Annotated in this window: 25 protein-coding genes; 8 read left to right on the top strand and 17 right to left on the bottom strand. The window is 65.5% G+C overall.

Annotated elements, in window-relative coordinates; translation table 11 throughout:
- Positions 1 to 42 precede the first annotated feature (42 nt).
- From QNO06_RS08095 to QNO06_RS08085, 3 genes are all read right to left on the bottom strand, one after another.
- Complete coding sequence (locus QNO06_RS08095) at positions 43 to 348, bottom strand: EthD family reductase (protein WP_227911113.1); 306 nt, start codon at positions 346 to 348, stop codon at positions 43 to 45.
- Between the two features lie 64 nt (positions 349 to 412).
- Positions 413 to 1,852: a dihydrolipoyl dehydrogenase family protein gene (locus QNO06_RS08090; protein WP_227911126.1), complete on the bottom strand. Its 1,440-nt coding sequence runs from the start codon at positions 1,850 to 1,852 to the stop codon at positions 413 to 415.
- Entirely contained in the window at positions 1,852 to 2,427 is a 576-nt protein-coding gene (locus QNO06_RS08085) for a hypothetical protein (protein WP_227911110.1), read from the bottom strand. Before QNO06_RS08085 ends, QNO06_RS08090 begins: the two co-directional genes overlap by 1 nt.
- Positions 2,428 to 2,643: 216 nt before the next feature.
- Here QNO06_RS08085 and QNO06_RS08080 point away from each other — a divergent pair, with 216 nt between their 5' ends.
- Both QNO06_RS08080 and QNO06_RS08075 read left to right on the top strand, forming a co-directional pair.
- Complete coding sequence (locus QNO06_RS08080) at positions 2,644 to 3,213, top strand: TetR/AcrR family transcriptional regulator (RefSeq protein WP_227911108.1); 570 nt, start codon at positions 2,644 to 2,646, stop codon at positions 3,211 to 3,213.
- Complete coding sequence (locus QNO06_RS08075; protein ID WP_227911105.1) at positions 3,203 to 4,102, top strand: endo alpha-1,4 polygalactosaminidase; 900 nt, start codon at positions 3,203 to 3,205, stop codon at positions 4,100 to 4,102. Before QNO06_RS08080 ends, QNO06_RS08075 begins: the two co-directional genes overlap by 11 nt.
- A 21-nt stretch (positions 4,103 to 4,123) precedes the next feature.
- Here QNO06_RS08075 and QNO06_RS08070 read toward each other — a convergent pair whose 3' ends face one another.
- From QNO06_RS08070 to QNO06_RS08060, 3 genes are read right to left on the bottom strand one after another with little or no spacing between them, the layout of a single operon-like run.
- Positions 4,124 to 5,161, bottom strand: coding sequence for a hypothetical protein (locus tag QNO06_RS08070; protein WP_227911104.1), 1,038 nt, complete (start codon positions 5,159 to 5,161; stop codon positions 4,124 to 4,126).
- A gap of 15 nt (positions 5,162 to 5,176) precedes the next feature.
- Entirely contained in the window at positions 5,177 to 5,317 is a 141-nt protein-coding gene (locus QNO06_RS08065) for a hypothetical protein (RefSeq protein WP_227911102.1), read from the bottom strand.
- A 33-nt stretch (positions 5,318 to 5,350) separates the two neighbouring features.
- Positions 5,351 to 5,671 (bottom strand): hypothetical protein, encoded by a 321-nt coding sequence (locus tag QNO06_RS08060; protein WP_227911100.1) that lies wholly within the window; start codon positions 5,669 to 5,671, stop codon positions 5,351 to 5,353.
- A gap of 161 nt (positions 5,672 to 5,832) precedes the next feature.
- Here QNO06_RS08060 and QNO06_RS08055 point away from each other — a divergent pair, with 161 nt between their 5' ends.
- Both QNO06_RS08055 and yczE read left to right on the top strand, forming a co-directional pair.
- The gene (locus QNO06_RS08055) at positions 5,833 to 7,239 is read left to right on the top strand and encodes an MFS transporter (RefSeq protein ID WP_227911099.1); all 1,407 of its coding nucleotides are present in this window, start codon (positions 5,833 to 5,835) and stop codon (positions 7,237 to 7,239) included.
- A gap of 62 nt (positions 7,240 to 7,301) precedes the next feature.
- On the top strand, positions 7,302 to 7,913 hold the full coding sequence (yczE, locus tag QNO06_RS08050) for a membrane protein YczE (protein ID WP_227911098.1): 612 nt from the start codon (positions 7,302 to 7,304) through the stop codon (positions 7,911 to 7,913).
- 87 nt (positions 7,914 to 8,000) lie between these two features.
- Here the strand turns inward: yczE and QNO06_RS08045 are convergent, their stop codons facing one another.
- On the bottom strand, positions 8,001 to 8,861 hold the full coding sequence (locus QNO06_RS08045; protein ID WP_227911096.1) for an alpha/beta fold hydrolase: 861 nt from the start codon (positions 8,859 to 8,861) through the stop codon (positions 8,001 to 8,003).
- A gap of 45 nt (positions 8,862 to 8,906) precedes the next feature.
- Between QNO06_RS08045 and QNO06_RS08040 the strand changes: the two genes are divergently transcribed.
- The 3 genes from QNO06_RS08040 (at position 8,907) to QNO06_RS08030 (ending at position 11,223) form a co-directional block, all read left to right on the top strand.
- Entirely contained in the window at positions 8,907 to 9,467 is a 561-nt protein-coding gene (locus tag QNO06_RS08040; protein WP_284163043.1) for a CGNR zinc finger domain-containing protein, read from the top strand.
- 164 nt (positions 9,468 to 9,631) lie between these two features.
- Positions 9,632 to 10,084 carry a hypothetical protein gene (locus tag QNO06_RS08035; RefSeq protein WP_227911094.1) on the top strand — a complete coding sequence of 151 codons (453 nt, stop codon included), beginning with the start codon at positions 9,632 to 9,634 and terminating at the stop codon, positions 10,082 to 10,084.
- Positions 10,012 to 11,223, top strand: coding sequence for an HNH endonuclease signature motif containing protein (locus tag QNO06_RS08030; protein ID WP_227911092.1), 1,212 nt, complete (start codon positions 10,012 to 10,014; stop codon positions 11,221 to 11,223). The genes QNO06_RS08035 and QNO06_RS08030 overlap by 73 nt, the downstream gene beginning before the upstream one ends.
- A gap of 187 nt (positions 11,224 to 11,410) precedes the next feature.
- Here the strand turns inward: QNO06_RS08030 and QNO06_RS08025 are convergent, their stop codons facing one another.
- The 5 genes from QNO06_RS08025 to QNO06_RS08005 form a co-directional block, all read right to left on the bottom strand.
- On the bottom strand, positions 11,411 to 11,938 hold the full coding sequence (locus QNO06_RS08025) for a hypothetical protein (RefSeq protein ID WP_227911089.1): 528 nt from the start codon (positions 11,936 to 11,938) through the stop codon (positions 11,411 to 11,413).
- Positions 11,939 to 11,947: 9 nt separating this feature from the next.
- Positions 11,948 to 12,259 carry a hypothetical protein gene (locus tag QNO06_RS08020; RefSeq protein WP_227911081.1) on the bottom strand — a complete coding sequence of 104 codons (312 nt, stop codon included), beginning with the start codon at positions 12,257 to 12,259 and terminating at the stop codon, positions 11,948 to 11,950.
- 59 nt (positions 12,260 to 12,318) lie between these two features.
- Positions 12,319 to 12,798, bottom strand: coding sequence for a hypothetical protein (locus QNO06_RS08015; protein ID WP_227911080.1), 480 nt, complete (start codon positions 12,796 to 12,798; stop codon positions 12,319 to 12,321).
- A 132-nt stretch (positions 12,799 to 12,930) separates the two neighbouring features.
- Positions 12,931 to 14,016 carry a DNA alkylation repair protein gene (locus QNO06_RS08010; RefSeq protein ID WP_227911078.1) on the bottom strand — a complete coding sequence of 362 codons (1,086 nt, stop codon included), beginning with the start codon at positions 14,014 to 14,016 and terminating at the stop codon, positions 12,931 to 12,933.
- Between the two features lie 48 nt (positions 14,017 to 14,064).
- The gene (locus QNO06_RS08005; protein WP_227911076.1) at positions 14,065 to 14,760 is read right to left on the bottom strand and encodes a TetR/AcrR family transcriptional regulator C-terminal domain-containing protein; all 696 of its coding nucleotides are present in this window, start codon (positions 14,758 to 14,760) and stop codon (positions 14,065 to 14,067) included.
- 171 nt (positions 14,761 to 14,931) lie between these two features.
- Between QNO06_RS08005 and QNO06_RS08000 the strand changes: the two genes are divergently transcribed.
- Positions 14,932 to 15,210: a hypothetical protein gene (locus tag QNO06_RS08000; RefSeq protein ID WP_227911072.1), complete on the top strand. Its 279-nt coding sequence runs from the start codon at positions 14,932 to 14,934 to the stop codon at positions 15,208 to 15,210.
- Between the two features lie 132 nt (positions 15,211 to 15,342).
- Here QNO06_RS08000 and ribH read toward each other — a convergent pair whose 3' ends face one another.
- From ribH to ribD, 5 genes are read right to left on the bottom strand one after another with little or no spacing between them, the layout of a single operon-like run.
- Positions 15,343 to 15,825: a 6,7-dimethyl-8-ribityllumazine synthase gene (gene ribH / locus QNO06_RS07995; protein ID WP_227911071.1), complete on the bottom strand. Its 483-nt coding sequence runs from the start codon at positions 15,823 to 15,825 to the stop codon at positions 15,343 to 15,345.
- Positions 15,826 to 15,857: 32 nt separating this feature from the next.
- A complete protein-coding gene (ribA, locus tag QNO06_RS07990; protein ID WP_227911070.1) occupies positions 15,858 to 16,511 on the bottom strand; it encodes a GTP cyclohydrolase II in 654 nt (217 codons plus the stop codon).
- The gene (gene ribB / locus QNO06_RS07985; RefSeq protein ID WP_227911068.1) at positions 16,508 to 17,152 is read right to left on the bottom strand and encodes a 3,4-dihydroxy-2-butanone-4-phosphate synthase; all 645 of its coding nucleotides are present in this window, start codon (positions 17,150 to 17,152) and stop codon (positions 16,508 to 16,510) included. Before ribB ends, ribA begins: the two co-directional genes overlap by 4 nt.
- Positions 17,153 to 17,872, bottom strand: coding sequence for a riboflavin synthase (locus tag QNO06_RS07980; protein ID WP_227911065.1), 720 nt, complete (start codon positions 17,870 to 17,872; stop codon positions 17,153 to 17,155).
- Positions 17,873 to 18,982 carry a bifunctional diaminohydroxyphosphoribosylaminopyrimidine deaminase/5-amino-6-(5-phosphoribosylamino)uracil reductase RibD gene (gene ribD, locus QNO06_RS07975; RefSeq protein ID WP_227911062.1) on the bottom strand — a complete coding sequence of 370 codons (1,110 nt, stop codon included), beginning with the start codon at positions 18,980 to 18,982 and terminating at the stop codon, positions 17,873 to 17,875.

The following is an 18,982-nucleotide window of genomic DNA, read 5'->3' as shown; positions in this document are numbered from 1 at the left end:
CTCACGGCGACTCCTACTTGGATGTCCAGCCTCCTTCGACGCCTAGCCTTCCGATACGTCGGAGAACAGCGCCCTGAACGGTGTGCCCGTGGCGGTCAACTGCCCGAACGTATCGGCAGCCGCAGCGGTCTTCACGGCTGCAGAGGCATCCTCATAACTGTCGAAATACAGGTCCAGGGTCCGGTGGGCCGGAGTGGGCGAGCCGTCTTCCTTGGGCCAAACCTTCCCGGCCTCGTACCGGCGCAGCTTCGGAAGCTGCTTTGCGTTGCCTTCAATGCTTTTGTAGGCGGACTCGAAGGCTCCGGGGTCGGCGGGGTTGTCGATGATGAAGGTGATCTTCGTGGGCATGTTCTTTCCTTTCGTGGGGTGGTTGTGGTGATGGCGGAAGTTTGCGGGCGGGCCGGGCGGTTGTCTACCGTCCTGCGGTTTCCAGCAGCCGAAGCCAGAGCTCGCTCATCGTCGGATAGGCCGGCACCGCATGCCAGAGCCGGTCTAGAGGTACTTCTCCGGCGATGGCGATGGTCGCGGCGTGCACCAGCTCTGCCACGTCGGATCCGACGGCGGTGAACCCGACAATGGTGTTGGTGTCCTCGTTGATGACAATGCCTGCGCGGCCGGCATAACCGTCGGCATGCAGGGATGCGCCGGCAACGGAACCCAGGTCGTACTCCACAGAACGGACCCGCAGTCCGGCATCGGCGGCCGCGGCCAGGGTGAGTCCGGCGGAGGCGATCTCCGGGTCAGTGAAGATGACCTGCGGAACGGCCAGGAGATCGGCGGTGGCTGCATGGCGCCCCCATGCGAAGTCCTCAACCGGGGCACCGGTTGCCCGTGCCACGATCACGTCCCCCGCCGCACGGGCCTGGTACTTGCCCTGGTGGGTGAGCAGCGCCCGGCCGTTGACGTCTCCCGCGGCGTATAGCCACCCGCCGTCGGGCACGTGGCCCCCGGGAGCGGTCACCCGCAGGGTCTCATCGACCTCCAGCCAGCCGGAGTCCGGGAGTCCGAATTGTTCAAGTCCGAGATTGCCGGTGTTGGGCCGGCGCCCCGTGGCAACAAGGACCTCGTCCGCACTGATGACCTCGCCGCCCGCCAGGGTGATCTGCACGGTTCCACTGGGATCCCGTGTGACCCCGGTGGGGCTTGTTCCCGCCATTACCTGTACGCCGCTGCTCTGAAGGGACGCAACGACGTGCTCGGCGGCATACGGCTCCACCCTGGGGAGTACGCCGTCGCGCGCAATCAGCGTCACGAACGCGCCCAATGCGCTGAAGGCGGTTGCCATTTCCGTGCCAACAACACCGCCTCCGATGATCGCAAGCCGTTCCGGAATTTTCTTCACCGACACGGCCTCTCTGCTGGTCCAGGGAGCAGCGTCCGCCAGTCCCGGAATCGGCGGAACGGCCGCGCTGGTGCCCGTGGCGACGACGACGGCGTGCCGGGCCGTAATAGTACTGACGGTACCGTCCCGGCCGGTGACTTCGACGGTCCGCGGGGCGCTGATACGCCCGCGGCCCCGGACAAGCCCAATGCCGGCCTGGCGGAGCCAGGCAACCTGGCCATCATCGTTCCAGTCCGAGGCAAACCGGTCTCGACGCTCCAGCACGGCGTCGACGTCGAGTCCCCCAGTCACCGCCGCGGCGGCACCGGGCAGCTGCCGGACGGCACGGAGCGCGGCCGCGTCCCGGAGCAGCGCTTTGGTAGGCATGCACGCCCAGTAGGAGCATTCTCCGCCGACCAGCTCGGCTTCCACGATTACGGCGCTCAGCCCGCCGGAGACGATGCGGTCGGCTACATTTTCCCCGACCGGTCCGGCGCCAATGATGATGACGTCCGTAGTAGTCCCGGCCATCATGCGCCCGCCTTGGCGGTGCGTCCCAGTCGGATCGCGGAGAGCAGGAAGAAGATGCCGCCGAGAGTTGCGTACCCGGCGACGCCGGTGAGGGATGACGAGGGTCCGCCCGACATCAGGATGAACCCGGTGCCCGCAAGAGTGGAGATGCCGCCGCTGAGGATCATGGGCCACTGCCCGCCCAACCGCAGACGGCTAATGGCTACGGCGAGTTGGACCGCACCCGCGGTGATGGCCCAGGCGCCCCAGACAACCAGGACTGCGGCCGGTCCGGAGGTGACGGCGAAACCGAGTGCAACAGCGGTCAGGAGGCTGAGCGCCATGTTGACGACGAGCAGCGGTCCCGGCCGGGTGGCTCGGGAGGCGCGGTGGTCGACGACGGCTGCCCCGACGTCGAACAGCGGGTAAAGGATGAGCAGTGCGATGCTGAGCGGGCCGATGGTGGAGGCCGTCAGCGCAATGAGGACTGCCCAAAGGACGGCGAATCCGAAGCGGACGAAGTACAGCTTCCGAAGGGCCGGTCCGATGGTGCCGGCGGGGTGTGCGGTGGCGGCGTGTGCGTTGGCGGTGGTCATGGTGTTCCGTTCTGTTGTGGGGTTCGAAGGGGTGTCTCTTGATGGATCAGGGGACACCTCGACCTCGGTAGCGGCCGCGCCGGTCCGACGGGTGCTTCCCGCAGGAAGGTCCGCCGGTACGACTGATGGAACCGTTGGTAGAATGACTAGTCACTCTACTTCGAAGGACTGTAGTCTTGATCACGGAGCGGCACAAGGGCAACGGAAGGAAAACTCATGGCGGAGACTGTGAAGGTATCGATGAGGGATCGCCTCATCGAGGCCGCCACCGAGCTGTTCTATGCCGATGGCTTGCGTTCCGTCAGCGTTGAAAAGGTCATTGCCCGGACCGGCACCACAAAGGTGACTTTCTACCGGCATTTCAAGAGCAAAGATGACTTGGTGGTCGCCCATCTGGAACTGAGGGCCCGGATTGAGCGGGAGGGAATCGGCGCGGCCATGGAACACGCGGACGGCGACGCCGACAGGACACTCCAGCTCATCGCCGACCAGCTGGGCAAGATGTCCTGCGAAGCGGGTTTCCGGGGGTGCCCGTTCATCAATGCTGCTGCTGAATATCCGGACCCCGCCAGCGCCGTCCGGAAAACCGTCAGTGAGCACCGCACCTGGTGCAAGGACGCCTTTGCGGAAATTGTCCGCCCTCTCTCCCCCGCCGATCCCAAGGCCGTTGCCGAAGATCTGATGCTGCTGCGCGACGGGGCGATGGTCGCCGGGTACCTCGACGACGGCGAAGCGCTGGCCGCATCGTTCCTACGCAGCTGCCGCGCGGTTATCAGTGCCGGCTGAGGCCTGGACCACCCGCCGGGCCGGGCCGGCCCGGACCAGGGCAGCCTGCGCCGTCGTAATCGCCGGTGCGGTACTTCTCTCCGGCAGCCTCGCCGGCTGCACTTCCGACGACGGCGCGTCCTCCGGTTCCGCGCCCACCGCGCCAGCGCCGGCCGGGGCGGCGTCGGCGGCGTCGTCATCTGTCCCGTCGTCGTACTGGGCCCCGTCGCCGGGAGCCAGCTGGCAGTGGCAGCTCAGCGGCAGCCTGGACCTGGATGTTGACGCAGACATTTTCGACGTGGACTACGAAACCACCACGGTTGAGCAAACCGCGGCGCTGAAGGCGAAGGGCCGCCACCTGGTCTGCTATTTGTCCGTCGGCTCCCGGGAGGATTTCCGTCCCGATGCCGGCAACTTTCCGGACACGGTCCGCGGAAAAACAATGGACGGCTGGCCGGACGAACAGTGGCTGGACATCCGGCAAACGGACGTGCTGCTGCCGATCATGGCGGCCCGCATGGATACCTGCGCAGCCAAGGGGTTCGACGCCGTCGAACCCGACAACGTGGACGGCTACCGCAACGACACCGGCTTCCCGCTGACTGCCGAGGACCAGCTGGCGTACAACCGTGCCGTTGCCGGCCTGGCCCACGACCGCGGACTGTCCGTGGCCCTGAAGAATGACCTGGACCAGATTCCCGCGCTCGTGGACCATTTCGATTTCTCAGTCAACGAGGAATGCGTCCGGTATGCGGAGTGCGGGGCGTACCAGCCCTTCACTGATGCCGGTAAGGCGGTGCTGCACGTGGAATACGAAGGCACGTTGTCCTTCTGCCCCGGGTCCCGGCAGCGGGGATTCTCTTCAATGCTCAAGCCCCTGGACCTCGGGGCGCCCAGACAGCCCTGCTGACGGCCGCTCCCGCTCCAAGAGTTAAAGCGCGGTTTGTACCGGCTGGCCATCCACGGAATCAACGGTCGGGACAATGCGGGTTCCCGTGGGGTCGGTACTCACGGTGAGGGTCAGCTGCCGCCCGTAGGTGTCCGTGGCGGCCAGGGTGTACGGAGTGATCCGGGGCTTGGCCTTGTCATGCAGGATGAGCTGCTTGGGTTTGGTGACGGTAATGCCGTAGTCCCGTACCAATGATTCCCCGAGCCGGTAACTGGCCGCGGCCACCTTGCCCCGAACCTGTACGGACTTGACCATCAGAATAATGAACAGGACAACAAATGCGAGGAGCATCGCCAGCATCAGGATCATCAGGAAATCCACCATGCCTCCCGTGCTTCCATCCATGGCCATGCCGGTCACTACAGCGCCTGCAATCACGGCAACCATGGCGAACAGCAGCCAGTTCAGGTTGGGTACTTTGGGGATGAGGTTTTCGCCGGGTTCGGCGGAAACGGTCTTTTCAGTCATGTTGTAAAACCTTTCAGCTAAAGGGGTTGGGAGATCCGGCACAACCGCCGGCCGGGCCTTTTCCGGGGTATACCCCTGCTTGCCGGTCGACTTTCCGTCGATAAGAAGGATGGTGGGGACAACATTTGTACCGGTCGTATCCAAGCTCAGTTTCATGAAGAGTTCCCGCCCGTCATCGTCGACGGCATAAAAGGCATCCGGCTGCAGCCTGCAGCTCGCCGTGTTCATAACAACCAGGGCGACCCGGCGGTGCACTGCGATGCCGTAGTCCCGGTGCAGGTTTACGGCAATTCCGTAAGCGGCAGCGGCGACTTTGCGCCGGTTGGACATCACTATGCGGAGGAAGTTGGCAAACCCCAGGAACATGGCTGCCACACCGAGGGCGTCCACCAGCTCCTCACCGCTGCCCAGCGCGCCGCTGATTGACCAGCCGATTAACAGCACCACTGGTGCGGGCAGGAACGCCCAGGCCAGCGCGCCCCACACATTCGCGATCTGCGGAACCAGGCGTTCACTGGGGACAACGGCCGACTTCCGGCGGATTAATGGCATGCCGAGACCTTTCGCTTACGGGTTGTGCGTTTGGACGGGCAACCCGGCCGCGTCAACGACAGTGGGGATTACCCGGGAGCCGGTGGGATCGGTACTGATGGTGATCGTGACCGGCCGGCCATACGCGTCCACCGCGGGAATGATGTACGGATTCAAGTGGGGTTTCGCATTGTGCTGGAGAATAAGCGTTTAAGGTTTGGTGACAGTGATGCCGTAATCCCGGCTCAGGGATTCACCTATCCGGTAAGCCGCAGCGGAAACCTTGCCGCGCAGGGCGGATATCTTAACAATGAAAATGACCATGGTCACCAGGAATACGGGAACCATGGACATGGCAACCACGGCCCAGGCATCGGCTGCATCACCTGAGGAACTATCTCCACCAATGCCGGCTCCCACCATGACCGCTAGCGGTGCCACGATGAGCGCCGCCAACCAGTTGGTGTTTCCCACCTTTGGAATTAGCTTTTCGCTCGGCTGCGCTGCGGTAATCTTTCCATTTTCAGACACGCTTATATACCTTCCCCCATTTGCCCGGGGCACGTGGGTTTCCCGGGAGCGGACACAACCCTAACAGCATTTCCACTGAAGTTATCCGGTGCCGTTCCGCAGCATCCCGGGCTAGGCTGTCCCGGGAAGTGCGCGGCGCTGCAACGTCGAACGGAGGCCGTATGCCCGGTACGAAAGCCAACAGGAACACCCGCCTCCTGGCCGTGGCGATCCTCTCCTCTTTCGTTGCCTTCCTCGACGGTTCCATCGTCACCGTGGCTTTGCCCGCCATCGGCACAGAGCTCGGCGGCGGGCTGGTCACGCAGCAGTGGACCGTCAACGCATATCTGCTGACCCTCGGTGCGCTGATCCTGCTGGCAGGCTCCCTTTCGGACACCTTCGGCCGGCTGCGGATCCTGCGGCTCGGGCTGCTCGGATTCGGCGCCGCATCCCTGGCGTGCGCGCTGGCGTGGAGCCCCGCAGTACTGATCATCGCCCGTGCAGTCCAGGGCATGGCCGGCGCCCTCCTGGTCCCCGGGTCCCTGGCACTGATTACGACGGCGTACCGGGACGAGGCGCGCGCCCGTGCCATCGGCCAGTGGACGGCGTGGACCGGTACCGCCGCCATCATCGGCCCGCTGCTGGGCGGAGTACTGGTGGACTGGGCCAGCTGGCGCTGGATTTTCGCGGTGAACGTTCTGCCGGTGACGGCAACGCTCCTGCTCACTTCCAAACTGCAGGACACCGGCCGGCTGCGCCGCACTTCGCTGGATCTTCCCGGGGCGCTGCTGGCCGTGGCCGGCCTCGCCGGTCCCGTCTATGCCCTCATCGAACAGGAACGCCTCGGCTGGGCCGATCCCGCCGTCGTCGTACCCCTGGTCGCAGGCACCGCGGCACTGGTGCTCTTTTTCCTGCGCGAGGCACGCGCCCCGGCGCCCATGATGCCGTTGTCCCTGTTCCGGGCCCGGAACTTCCGCTACGGGAACCTGGTGACCGCCTTCGCGTACGGGGCCATCTCGCTCGGCTCCTTTGCGGTGACGGTCTTTGTGCAGGAGGCCGCCGGGTTCAGTGCCATTGAAGCCGGGTTCATTTCACTTCCCCTGCCGGTGGCCATGCTGCTGTTCTCCACCTACTTCGGGAAGCTCTCCGGCCGGTACGGACCGCGGCTTTTTATGACGGCCGGACCGGCAATCTGCGGTGCCGGATTCCTGCTGCTGCTTACCGTACAGCCGCCCGTGAACCTGCTCACCGAGCTGCTGCCCGGGTTGCTGCTCTTCGGCGTCGGGCTCAGCGTGATGGTCGCTCCGCTGACCGCGGCAGTGCTCGGCGCGCTGCGCGGTGAGGAGGCCGGAATCGGTTCGGCCGTGAACAACGCCGTGTCCCGGGTGGCCGGGCTGGTGGCCGTGGCTTTGGTGGGCACCATTTCGGGCGGTGCGCTGGGATATGCCGGGTTCCGGCAGACGGCGCTGGCGACGGCGGGGCTGTTCTTTGCTGCCGCCGTGATCGCGTTGCTGGGAATCCGGAATCCGAAGAGCGCTTCGGTGGGTCCGAGCGGCCAGGAACCCCCCGGCAGCAGCCCGCAGAGCTGAGCGGGACGACACACAGTGGGATCGGTTTGGTCCCGCGCCCTTTTTAGGGTTCGCTTTCCTCTATGTCCTGGAACTTTGTGCGCCGCGTGCTGCAGCTGCTGATAGGCGTGTTCTGTTACGGCTTTTCGATCAGCATGATGATCCGCGCCGGGCTGGGCGTTTCTCCGTGGGATGTCCTGGGGCAGGGCACGTCGCTGCAGTCCGGGCTGCCTTTCGGCCTGGTTGCCAACCTGATCGGCATCGGCGTCCTGCTGCTGTGGATCCCGTTGCGCCAGCGGCCCGGGGTCGGCACCGTGGTGAACACGCTGGCGGTAGGGCCAAGCGCGGAGGTCGGGCTGCTGCTGCTGGACCCGCAGACTGAACTGCCCGGCGAGATACTCCTGTTCACCGGCGGCCTGGTGCTGCTGGCGGTAGCCACCGGCCTTTACATCGGCGCCCGGATGGGACCAGGCCCCCGCGACGGACTCATGACCGGCCTGCACCGCCGCCTGGGATGGCCGGTCTGGGTGGTCCGCACCGGCATAGAGGTCATTGTCCTGGTGGTCGGCTGGTTCCTGGGCGGCACGGTGGGCATCGGTACGGTGGCTTTCGCCATCCTGATCGGGCCCATGGTCAACCGGACGCTGCCGCTGCTTAACGTACCGGAACGCCGCTCCGGTCCGGCTGCTGGATAGGGGCAGGTCTGCGGGCTCTGGCTGCCGGCTGGCGGCTGGCGGCCTCTATCGCATCGGTACTGCTCGGTTTGCCTCCACCGTGGACCGCTAGAACCCGGAACGCCAATCCAAAATGATGCGCGCGACGTCGTCCAGGTGCGACTCCAGCAGGAAGTGGCCGCCGTCGAGCAGTTCCACGCGCGCGTGCGGGACGTCGTCAAGGAACGCCGTCGCGCCCGCCGGGCCGAAAATTTCATCGTTCCTGCCCCAGACGGCGAGGACCGGAACCTGGCTGGAGCGCAGCCATTCGTGGACCTCCGGATACAGCGCCCGGTTGGTGGAATAGTCCCCGAACAGGGCCAGCTGCGCTTCATCGACGCCCGGACGGGCCAAGAGGGCGAGGTCATGCTCCCATGCGTCCGGATCAACGGTGGTGGGGTCGGGAACCCCGTGTGTGTACTGCCATTCCACGGCCTTGCGCCCAAGGGCCGGACGCAGTGCTTCCTCATTCTCGGGGGAAGGGTCGGCACCGTAGTTCCAGATCGGGGCCCAGAAGTCCGGGACAAAGCCTTCCTCGTAAGCATTGCCGTTCTGCGAGATCACGCCCTGCACCGCTGACGGGTTGGCCAAAGCCAGCCGCCAGGCGATCGGTGCACCATAGTCCTGGGTGTAGACCGTGTATGCCTCCACCCCCAGTTCCTCGAGGAAGCCCTGCGTCACCTTGGCAAGTGCCTCAAAGGTGTACGCGAACTCCCCAACGGACGGCGCGGAGGACAGGCCGAAGCCGATGTGGTCCGGAGCAATGACGCGGTACTGCTCAGCAAGCCTGGGAATGAGGTGGCGGAACATGTGCGAGCTGCTCGGGTACCCGTGCAGGAGCAGGAGGACCGGAGCGTCCTGCGGCCCCGCCTCACGGTAGAACACGTTGTGGCCGTTGACGGAAACACTGCGGTGGTGGACGGTAACCATGAGCTAACCCCTCTCAATTGTTTTACTGGTTAGGCAGACGCTAGCATGGATGACGTGCAACACAACCCGCTTGAAAGGAATCCGATGGTCGAGGACGAGGAACTGCTGTTGGCACTGCTGAACAGCACCCCGGTTGTATCCGGGCGTCCTGCGGATGAGCTTGCGGGGGCCGCCGGCGGAGAATTTTCCGTGCGGTTCGGGGGCCGCGGATCTGCCGCCGAAGTGGAGCATCTGCGGCAGATGCGGGAATGCCTCCAAGACATCGTGCGGGGAACGGACGGCGCCGTCGAACGCCTCTCAGCGGCGCTGGAAGGAGGCGTCCTGGTTCCGCGGGCCACCGCCCAGGGACTGGATTGGGAGATGCGGTCACCGGAGGACGAGCGGCTGGCGTTCCGGGCCGCGCTTGCGTGGTCCCGGGTCCAGGAAACGGCACCGGGCCGCCTGCGTCACTGCGCGAACGAGGAATGCAACCTGTATCTGATCGACCGGAGCCGGCCCGGCACCGCCAAGTGGTGTTCCATGGCCGTCTGCGGCAACCGGATGAAGGCCCGTGCCCACGCGGACCGGCAGCGCACAGGGACCGGTGGGGTTCTCGGGCACGCCTAGTTAACGGCGTCAGCGCAGGACTAGCGGGGCCAGCGCGCCTATGAGGATCTGTCCGGAAACCGAGTAATCGAAAAGAAAAGACGCGTATTTCGAGGGTGCTTGGACGGACCGGTTAGGCCAGTTTTGGGTCCGGAAATGTCAGTGCCGGGTGAAATCCTTGGGGCATGGATCAGCTCGGAAACACCGAACGGATAACCGAAGAATCAGGGGCTGAACACCAGACGGCCTCAACTCAAACCGGTACCAAGAGTGGGTCCGGCACGGCCTGCACACTAGCTGTATTTCGGGCCGATCCCGGTTCGCATACTGCCGACGACGACGGCGGTCGTACCAGCGGAACCGCCACTGACTTTCCCGACGGTTTCAGCGGGATGCTGGCTCTGCAGAACCTCGAATCCTTCGACGACCAGGCAACCGGTGAAGTCCTGGTCCGGGTCGCACACCTGATCGCGTGGGCGGAGGCGCAGCGGGCCCGGATGCTGAACCGGATGGAAACCATTTTCCGGGAGGATTGCGCCAGTACGACCGGACGGTGGAACCCGGGATGGCTTTCACACTGGCGGCAGCCGAGTGTGCCGCCCTCCTGCAGGTACCGCACGGCACCGCTCAGCGGTTGATGTTCGAAGCCGGCCTCCTATCTGGCGCCCATACGGCCACACTGGAGGCACTGCAGGACGGGAGCCTCAGCTACGGGCATGCCCAGGTGGTGCTGGACCAGTGCGAAAGCGTTCCTGCCGCCGAGCTGCCGGAGTTTGAAGCTGCTCTGCTGAAGGCGGCACAAGGTCAGACCCGGTCCCAGTTCTCCGCCAAGGCCCGCCGGCTGCGGGAGAAGAAGTACCCGCAAACCATTCCAGTCCGGCACCTCACTGCGTTCGAGAAGCGCCGAGTCTCCCTGGACCGGGAAGAAGACGGGATGTCCTGCCTGTCGGCGTATCTTCGTGCGGCGGAAGCGCAGCAGATCTACACTGCCCTGAGCACTGCGGCCCGTGGTGAACAGTCTGATGGGGATTCCCGGACCACGGACCAGCTGCGCTCGGACATTCTGGCCCAGTTGCTTATGGGCGGTCTTGGTTCTGCCCGGTTCGATGACGGGAGTGCACGCCGCGGATCGGGCACGGGACCTGACGGTGGTGGTGCTGGCCGTGCAGCAGGCAGCGGGCCGGAGAATGCCCACGCTGACGAGGACGCCGATAAATCCCGTGTCGACAAATCAGGCATCCTGCCCAGGGCGGAAATCATGGTCCTGATCAACGCGGAAACACTCTTCGGAGCCAACGAAGACCCTGCTGAGCTGCACGGCTACGGGCCAATTAGCGCCGAAGCAGCCCGCCGGCTCGCCCGCAACGCCACCCGCTGGACCGGCCTCGTCCAGGACCCGGACACCGGGGAAGTTCTGGGCGTGGGCAGGCGGCGGAAAGTCCCGGCCGGGCTGGCCCGTTGGTTGCGTGCCCGGGATGGGACCTGCCGGTTCCCGGGATGCCGGGTCAGCACTGCGGTCTCGGAAATTGACCACACTACGGACTGGGTGGACGGAGGCCCCACGGATCATGGCAACCTCGCCCACCTGTGCCGGCGGCACCACCGGTTCAAAACACTGGGATTCTGGAAAGCGTCCCAGCCCGAACCGGGCGTGATGGAGTGGACCTCGCCGAGCGGACGGATCTATCGGACTGAACCATTTCTCGAGTTGGCCCATTCACCCTCAAAGGCAGACCGACAGGCCAAAGACTTGTCAGACGCCGTGCCGCCGTTCTAGGCAAAACGTCCGGACGGCACAACGTCCGGACGGCACAACGTCCGGACGGCACAACGTCCGGACGGCACAACGTCCGGGCGGCACAACGTCGAGAGCCATTCCCGGGGATATCTGCGCATCCACTATGGGGGGCGCGGCTGCCTCTGCCGCGTCTGCCTTAGCCGCGGTTCGATCCGGCGCAATCCTGTCAGGCGCGGTGCCTGCGGGCTTCTTCGTGAACACGGATGCGTTCCCGGTTTCCCAGACCCAGTTGCAGCACGGGGGCCAGTTCAACGTGGGCGTATAGCTCGATCGAGGTCTCCCCCGCATGCCACACTCCGGACCGGTGGCCGTTCGGATACGCGCCTTCATCGATAGGGGGACCATAGGCTGCTTTAAGCCGCGAATGCAGGGCTTCAAACCCGAACTCGCACAGGGCACGGGAGCCCAGCCGACCCGGATAAAAGAAAAAGCCGAGGCTTTCCAGCTTCCCGTCCACGGCAGACCACACACCCCTTTCGCCGCCGGGAAAATGCAACCAGCCCCTTTCTTCTCCCGGCAGGTCCTCCTCCCGGAACGGCAGTGCGGCATCCGCGGTACAGTCCAGACGCGCCAGGTACAGGCCGCACTGCTCCGGATCTTCCGGCCACGGAGTCGACGCAACTTTCTCTATAAGGGCTGCCACCACGTCAGGGGGTGGATCCAAGGCAGCGGAAGGTTCTGTCTGGGAAGTCATCGCCGCACTCTATAACTCGGGTTCAGGCAACGCCACAGGCTTACGTGATTCCTTAGCTGGAGCCGCACCTGCCCGCCCGGTCGGCGGCAAAACCATGCGGAGAATGATCTCCGCGAAGGCCAGCACAAACCACGTTCCCACAGCCTCAAAAGCGAGCAGCATGGGGAAGAACCCACCGCCGATTCCGTTCTCTCCGTAAGCCTCCACATACGCAGCATGGTCGGCCTGTGACCAGGCGAAACACAGGACGGCCGTCACCGGCAGGCCGACCAGAAGCACACAGAAGGTGATCCATGCTTCCCGGCGATGGGCTATGAGCAACCCGGCATGAAACGCCCATACAGCTGCCGCTACACAGGGCAGGCCCCAAAAGGCCACAACTACCCGACCAAAGCGGCAGCCAACCGCTGCGCGGAGTGGTGGCTGGACAGGACAAATTGGTAGCGGCGCCCGTCGCTGACAAACGAAACCACCGCGCTGCCGCCCATGTTCAGCCGAACCAGGGTTCCGCGTTCCAAAGAAACAACCGGCCAGTTCACAGGCCCCGGATTCAAGCCGCTGTCACCGCTGACCTCGACATTGTGCAGATCACGCAACTGCAGGCTGCGTTTCCAGAACGGACCGGAGAGCAGGACCGTCTGCCCCTCAACAGCGGCGGTGATCTTGGCGGACACGCACCACCAAATCGCGGCGAGTCCCATCCCCGCCGCGGGTACGAGAACAATCCAGTACCCATCGCTCACCGCCCCGATGGAGAGCACGACGCCGACGCTCAGCAGCAGCGCACCGCCGCCCCAGCGCAGCCAGCCGGGCGAACGCTCGACGAATTTCACCATTGTGGTCGCTGCCTGAGCGGGCATTCTGCTGGTCCTGTCAGTCGCCGGGGCCGTATCACCAGCCATTATGCCCGCAGGGCTGGTTTGCGCATAGCAATCGGGGTTCCCGGCAAACGACGCCGTCGCCTGCGGCCGGGCTGTGCTCCGACACGACTTTCAGATGGTCACTTCAAACTCCAGCCGCCCGTGCCGCACACCGTTGACCTGAAGTTCCAGAGCGTGAACACCGGCATAGTGCCGCCGCGTCGTCATCTGCCGGAAGGCATGCCGGCCGGTCAGCTTCCGCGACTCCCCCGCCGCAAGCTCAACGGTCGCCAGTTTGAAAACCTTCTCAGCGGTCGAGCCGCTGGCTTTCACATAGTGCACGGCGTAGTCCACAGCCAGTTTCGCGGGCACGTCCCCGGTATTGGTGAGCAGGAACCCGAAGGCCAGCTCCCCAGGCAGCGCCAGCTTCTCTGACTCGGCGTGCAGATCGCCGATGCTCACCTGCGCCGGAGCGAAGCCCATCAGCTCCAGCGCCCCGGGATTGCCCTTTTTGATCAGGGTGCGCAACGCGTGCCGCACCACCCAGGTGCTGCCGGGCGTGCCGGTCTGCTGCCACCGCGCTGCCGTCTCCAGCACCAGGTCCGGGGCATGCCGGGCCAAATCATTGGTGTGGTTGGCCACCGACCGGCGGACATAGATCTCGGGGTCATTGTGCATCGCATCCAGGATCGGCAGCGTCAGCTCAGGCCGCGCCGTCAACTGCGGAACGCGAACGGCCCAAGGCAAATACGTACGAGTGCCTTCGCTGGCCAGCCTGCGAACGTGCTGGTCCGGATGGGCGGTCCACGTCCGGATGATCCCCAGTGCCCGCTCCGGCCGCTCCCGCAGCAGCCGCCGGATGGCGAATTCGCTGGTCAGCCGCGGCGTCAGCTCTGCGAGCAGGGCCAGCGCGTCGTCGAAGTCCTCATCCTCACCGGAGCGCAGGGCCAAAGTTACCGCGGCTTCGGTTACGGGCCAGAGCATCCACCCCGTGAACGCCGGATTAGCCAGACCCATGCGGAACGCTGAAGCGGCAGCCGGATAGGAACCCAATGCATCCACCAGTACATCCGCGACGACGTCGGTGCGTCCCCGCAACGACAACGGCTCCAGCCGCTCGCCCGCCGCGAGCACGGCCTCCCACTGAACTGACGGAACAGCCGACGCCAGTACGTCGTGCAGCTCCCGAACCTCGCCCGGCCCGAGCATGTCATCCATTGATCCCAAATGCGTTCCCCTGTGTCCTTCCTTGCCCTGCCCTCAACCCTAATCCCCGGCGTCGCCCAGCAATTGGGCGGCGAGCCCGGTCAGCAGGATGTCCAGCCCCTGGTCCAACTCCGCCTCGCCGTCGTAATCGGCCAGATCCGGCGCCAGCGTCCTAAGGTTCGGAAAGTCCTTGGCAGGCAGCCGGTACAAGCCGAGGCGCAGGACTGCTTCTTTTTCCTCCGGGTCCACTACGAGCTCCTGCAGCTCATTGAGGATATGTCCGTAAACAAATCCGTAGTACGCCCGGTAGACGTGCAGCGCGTCGGCAGGCGTGAAACCGGCCCTGGTCAGCAGCGCCAGAATCTCTTCCAATGGGCGAAGCGTCCCCAGCGGACGCAGTCCCAACGGGATGGACAGTGGCCGGGTGACCAGCAGCGGCACGGTATGGGGATGTTTCAGGGCCAGAAACCGGACATTATGCGCGTTGCGCCGCAGCTGCGCCTGCCAGTCGGGATCGTCAGGGAAGATGTCGAGCTCGTTCATGACTGTTTCGGCGACCCCGTCCAGCAACGCCGCGCGGTTCTTTGCGTACCGGTAAATGCTCATGGGATCACAGCCTAGCTTTTGGGCGAGACTCCGCATGGTGAGGGCCGCGAGCCCTTCGGCATCCACCAATTCCAACGCCGCGTTCAGCACCAGATCACGGTTCAGGCGCGCTTTATGCGAGCCTGTGTGCGGTTTCCGTGGAGTCTCCATACAGCATCCGCCCTCCTCATGGTCAGGCTGCTGATAATCAGCAAGCTTGCTTATTTGTGAGTCTACAACTAGTGTCTACAGCGTAGAGAAGTTGTCGACATGGTTCCAGAAGAGGAATCACAGTTCACATGGCCACCACGGCCGCTCTCACCAATACTTCAGGAGACACACATGGCTACGGAAACCCGTAACAACACGAACACCGTCCACCACACCAACGAGAACGACATCAAGGTTTCGGTCCGGACCCTCGAATTCGTCCTCTACGTCCTGGCCGTCATCGCCACGATCATCACCGCAGCAGTTGTGGGTGACAACGCCAGCGAAAACGGCGTCGACGCATTCAACGCCAGCCAGGCCATGCAGTACATCACCTGGCTCACCGTCGGCTTCATGGTGGCCCGCGGCCTGGCCAAGTCCGGCAACCGCCGCAACAACGACCACGTCTAACCAACGTTTCGGCTCCTGCTAGGAGCTGCACCACTATGGCGTGCCACCTTTACCGGGTGGCACGCCATAGTTGGTTAACGCCCGTCGCGTCGGTAACACGTTCCAGGCGCGACGGACCCTAGACCCCGGCCCCTAGACCCCGGCCCCGCGCAGCTCCGCGACGGTCAGCACCGCAGCCGCGGTTGCTTCGTAGCCCTTGTCCTCGGAAGAACCGGGCAGCCCGGCCCGGTCCAGCCCCTGCTGCTCGGTATCGCAGGTCAGCACGCCGAACCCCACCGGAGTGCCGGTGGTGACGCTGACGTCAGTAAGCCCGGTGGTAGCCGCAGAACACACGTAGTCAAAGTGCGGAGTGCCGCCTCGGATAACGACGCCGAGGGCCACCACCGCGTCAAAGTGCGGAGCCAGCCGTGCGGCTGCGACGGGAAGTTCGAAACTGCCCGGCACCCGGATCAGCGTCGGCCCCAGGCCGGCATCCTCCGCAGCGCGCAGCGCTCCGGCAATCAGGCCGTCCATAATTTCGGTGTGCCAGCTGGCAGCAACGATGGCCAGCCGAACGGGTACTCCGGCCAGGCGGATGCCACTGAGGTCGGTGGCGGGTGCGCCGTGTCCACTCATGATGAGGTGCTCCTTGGGTCGGGGAAAGAGATTCAGCTCTGCTGCACGGGTTTGGTGCGCAGCAAAGTCAGGTGGTGGTCCATCCGGTCCCGCTTGGTCTGCAGATAGCGCTCGTTCTCCGCACGGATGGGTACCTCGGACGGAACCATGGCCTCAACATCCACGCCGAAACGGCGCATCCAGTCCTGCTTGGCGGGATTGTTGGTCAGCAGCCGGATCCGGTGCAGGCCCAACTGGTGCAGGATGTCGGCAGCGGCCTGGTAGTCGCGGGCGTCCACGGGCAGGCCGAGCTGCTCGTTGGCTTCCACTGTGTCAGCACCGGCTTCCTGGAGCGCGTACGCCCGCAGCTTGTTCGCCAGGCCGATCCCCCGGCCTTCCTGACCGCGGAGGTACACAATGGTTCCCCCGTGCAGGGCAATAAGCTCCATGGCCTGCTCCAACTGTTCCCCGCAGTCGCAGCGGTAGGAGCCGAACACATCGCCGGTGAGGCATTCCGAGTGCAGCCGCACCAGCGGAGCACCTTCGGCCAGCGGACCGGAATTTTCCGTCCCGGGCGCAGTCAGGGTCATATGTTCGACGCCGGTGCGTGTGTCGGTCCAGGCGGTGGCGGTGAAGTCCCCAAACGCGGTGGGCAGATGCACCCCGGGTCCGGGTACCACCGGCTGTTCGGCTGCTGCTTCGCTCATGATTCCTCCCCCATCCGTGCGTGCAGGTACTGCACCAGGTCCTCGATGGAGATCAGCGGAATACCGTGGGCATCCGCAAAGTCCCGCAGCGCAGGCAGGCGCATCATTCCGCCGTCGTCGTGCACCAGTTCGGCAATCACGCCCACCGGAGTGCAGCCAGCCAGGCGGGCGAGTTCCACAGCGGCTTCGGTGTGGCCGCGCCGCTCCCGCACCCCGCCGTCGGCCGCACGCAGTGGAAACATGTGTCCGGGACGGTGCAGTTCGCCGGGAACCGAAACCGGGTTGGCCAGTACGCGGGCGGTCAGCGCCCGGTCCGACGCGCTGATCCCGGTACTGGTGCCCTCGGCCGCATCGCAGGAGACGGTATACGCGGTGCCTTTGGCGTCTTGGTTGACGTCCGTCATGGGCGGCAGCTCGAGCCGGTCCGCATAACTGCCGGGCAGCGGCACACAGAGCACGCCGGAACTGTACCGGACGGTCCACCCCGTCAGTTCGGGGGTGGCGTGCTGGGCGGCAAAAACAATATCGCCCTCGTTCTCACGGTCGGCGTCGTCCACCACGACGACGGCGCGCCCGGCAGCGATCGCCTCCACCGCCTCCGTCACAGGGTTCAGGACAATGTCAGTGTCAGCGGCGCCCACTTAGCCCTCCTTCGCAGCATCACCGGACACAGCATCACCGGACACAGCATCGCCGGACGCAGCGTCCCCCGATGCCGGCTCGGCGGCAGAATGCGCTGGAGGCCGGGGATTGGCGAAGGCCAGCAGCCGCTCGGCGTATTTGGCCAGCACGTCCACTTCCAGGTTCACCCTGCTGCCCACGGACAGGGCACCCAATCCGGTTTCGGCCAGCGTGGTCGGAATCAGCCCTACCTCGAACCAGTGCTGTTCCGCGTCGGCGCCGCTGACGGCAGTAACGGTGAGGGACACCCCATCCACGGCAATGGAACCTTTCTCCGCGATGTACTTCGCGAGCCCGGCCGGCACCGCGAAGCGCAGCCGGTCCCAGCTGCCCAAATGTTCCCGCTCGAGCAGCCGGCCCACACCGTCCACGTGCCCCTGCACCACGTGCCCGTCCAGCCGGCCGCCGGCGGGAACGCAGCGTTCCAGGTTCACCTTCGCGCCGGGTTCCAGATCACCAACGGTGGTGCGCTTCAGGGTTTCGCCCATCACGTCCACGCTGATCGCGCCGCCGCGGATTTCGGTGGCCGTGAGGCAGACGCCGTCGACGGCAATCGAGCCGCCCAATCCCAGCCCGGCACCCGTCTTGGGCGCGGTGATCACCAGGACCGCGCCGTCGCCGTCGGGATTCTGTGCCAGGGAAACCACGCTGCCCTGTTCAGCAACTATGCCGGTAAACATTTATGCGTCCTCCGATTCTTCGGAAATGGCCGTAGCAGGCTGCAGCCGGAGCCGGAGGTCCCTGCCAAGGTGCGCTACGGCACCGCCGGCAGCGGAGTCCCAGCGCCAGCGCGGCGCCTGGCCGAGCGTCTGCACACCGATACCCTGCAGCGAATCCGTGCCCGCGCCCAGCAGCAGCGGTGCGGTGTAGACCACCAGTTCATCCACCAGGCCGGCACGCAGGAACGCGCTGGCCAGGATGGCGCCGCCTTCCACCAGCAGGTGCCGCACCCCGCGCCCGTACAGGTCCGCGGCTACCTCCGCGGGATCGTGGAGGGCCAGCTGGAGGAACCGCCCGTCGGTCCCGCGGACCGCCGCGTTTTCGGGGATCGGACGGCGGCCGACGACGACGCGCAGCGGCTGCCGCTGCGCGTCTGTGTCGTTTGCGGTGCCGTTTGCGGTGCCGTTCGGGGTGCCGTCCGGGATGCGGGCAGTCAGCCGGGGGTTATCGGCCAGGACCGTGCCTGTGCCGGCCAGGACGGCGTCCACCCGGGAGCGCAGTGCGTGACCGTCTCGCCGGGCCTCCGGGCCGGTGATCCACTGGCTGGTGCCGTCCGCTGCGGCAATCCGTCCGTCCAGGCTTTGGGCGATCTTGACCGTGACGAACGGCCGGCGCTCCGCCACAGCCGCAATCCAGCGCTCGTTCAACTCCGTGGCAGCACCGGCACCCAGTCCGGAGGCCACCTCGATACCGGCCGCGCGCAGGGCCTCCGCTCCCCCAGCCGCGGCATCACTGGTATCCGGTGCGGCGAACACCACCCGGCGCGGGCCGGCGTCGATGATTGCCTGCGAGCAGGGCCCCGTGCGGCCGGTGTGGTTGCAGGGTTCCAGGGTCACCACCATGGTGGCGCCGGTGACGTCTGCGCGTGCTGCGCGGGCGTTGGCCAGGGCATCGGCTTCGGCGTGCGGAGTTCCGGCCCCGCGGTGGTAACCGGTCGCCAGGGTGGCACCGTCGGCGTCGAGAATCACGGCCCCCACCAGTGGATTGGCGCCGCGGACGCCGCGCGCCGCCAGGTCCAAAGCTTCATCCATGGCGGCAACTTCGCCCGCAGTGAAGTCTTCGGGGCGCAT

The organism is Arthrobacter sp. zg-Y20, assembly GCF_030142075.1.
GTDB lineage: Bacteria > Actinomycetota > Actinomycetes > Actinomycetales > Micrococcaceae > Arthrobacter_B.
This window is presented reverse-complemented; position numbering and strand designations above follow the sequence as displayed.

Bases quoted from the DNA above. Each gene is read 5' to 3' on its own strand.
- QNO06_RS08095 (WP_227911113.1), bottom strand. From the start codon at position 348: ATGCCCACGAAGATCACCTTCATCATCGACAACCCCGCCGACCCCGGA.
- QNO06_RS08090 (WP_227911126.1), bottom strand. From the start codon at position 1,852: ATGGCCGGGACTACTACGGACGTCATCATCATTGGCGCCGGACCGGTC.
- QNO06_RS08085 (WP_227911110.1), bottom strand. From the start codon at position 2,427: ATGACCACCGCCAACGCACACGCCGCCACCGCACACCCCGCCGGCACC.
- QNO06_RS08080 (WP_227911108.1), top strand. From the start codon at position 2,644: ATGGCGGAGACTGTGAAGGTATCGATGAGGGATCGCCTCATCGAGGCC.
- QNO06_RS08070 (WP_227911104.1), bottom strand. From the start codon at position 5,161: ATGCCATTAATCCGCCGGAAGTCGGCCGTTGTCCCCAGTGAACGCCTG.
- QNO06_RS08055 (WP_227911099.1), top strand. From the start codon at position 5,833: ATGCCCGGTACGAAAGCCAACAGGAACACCCGCCTCCTGGCCGTGGCG.
- yczE (WP_227911098.1), top strand. From the start codon at position 7,302: ATGTCCTGGAACTTTGTGCGCCGCGTGCTGCAGCTGCTGATAGGCGTG.
- QNO06_RS08045 (WP_227911096.1), bottom strand. From the start codon at position 8,861: ATGGTTACCGTCCACCACCGCAGTGTTTCCGTCAACGGCCACAACGTG.
- QNO06_RS08040 (WP_284163043.1), top strand. From the start codon at position 8,907: ATGGATGACGTGCAACACAACCCGCTTGAAAGGAATCCGATGGTCGAG.
- QNO06_RS08035 (WP_227911094.1), top strand. From the start codon at position 9,632: ATGGATCAGCTCGGAAACACCGAACGGATAACCGAAGAATCAGGGGCT.
- QNO06_RS08030 (WP_227911092.1), top strand. From the start codon at position 10,012: ATGGCTTTCACACTGGCGGCAGCCGAGTGTGCCGCCCTCCTGCAGGTA.
- QNO06_RS08025 (WP_227911089.1), bottom strand. From the start codon at position 11,938: ATGACTTCCCAGACAGAACCTTCCGCTGCCTTGGATCCACCCCCTGAC.
- QNO06_RS08015 (WP_227911080.1), bottom strand. From the start codon at position 12,798: ATGCCCGCTCAGGCAGCGACCACAATGGTGAAATTCGTCGAGCGTTCG.
- QNO06_RS08010 (WP_227911078.1), bottom strand. From the start codon at position 14,016: ATGGATGACATGCTCGGGCCGGGCGAGGTTCGGGAGCTGCACGACGTA.
- QNO06_RS08005 (WP_227911076.1), bottom strand. From the start codon at position 14,760: ATGGAGACTCCACGGAAACCGCACACAGGCTCGCATAAAGCGCGCCTG.
- QNO06_RS08000 (WP_227911072.1), top strand. From the start codon at position 14,932: ATGGCTACGGAAACCCGTAACAACACGAACACCGTCCACCACACCAAC.
- ribH (WP_227911071.1), bottom strand. From the start codon at position 15,825: ATGAGTGGACACGGCGCACCCGCCACCGACCTCAGTGGCATCCGCCTG.
- ribA (WP_227911070.1), bottom strand. From the start codon at position 16,511: ATGAGCGAAGCAGCAGCCGAACAGCCGGTGGTACCCGGACCCGGGGTG.
- QNO06_RS07980 (WP_227911065.1), bottom strand. From the start codon at position 17,872: ATGTTTACCGGCATAGTTGCTGAACAGGGCAGCGTGGTTTCCCTGGCA.
- ribD (WP_227911062.1), bottom strand. From the start codon at position 18,982: ATGCGCCCCGAAGACTTCACTGCGGGCGAAGTTGCCGCCATGGATGAA.